This window comes from Citrobacter sp. Ct235 (genome assembly GCF_030332305.1).
Lineage (GTDB): Bacteria > Pseudomonadota > Gammaproteobacteria > Enterobacterales > Enterobacteriaceae > Citrobacter_A > Citrobacter_A telavivensis.
This window is the reverse complement of record NZ_JAOWIC010000006.1, coordinates 1-271: the sequence shown is the minus strand read 5'-3', so window position 1 is coordinate 271 and position 271 is coordinate 1. Positions and strand designations below refer to the sequence as shown.

The 271-nt window shown below is 68.3% G+C and carries 1 protein-coding gene; it reads left to right on the top strand.

The features are described from left to right. Positions 1 to 271: Ig-like domain-containing protein (locus OGY35_RS00960; RefSeq protein ID WP_286631194.1), on the top strand; the 271-nt coding region annotated here is incomplete at both ends.

The window sequence follows — 271 nt, the reverse complement described above, 5'->3', positions numbered from 1 at the left end:
GCGGCCGGCAACACCGGTTCGGCGAGCCATGCCCTGACGGTCGACACCACGTCACCGGTGGTGACCATCAGCACCGTGGCAGCCGACGACATCATCAACCGTGCCGAGCACGGCCAGACCCAGATCATCAGCGGCTCCGCCAGCGGTGCGGTGGCGGGTGATGCGGTCACCGTGACCGTGAACGGCAAAAACTACACCACGGTGGTGGACGCGGCGGGCAACTGGAGCGTCGGCGTGCCGGCAGCGGACATCAGCGCCCTGAACGACGGCA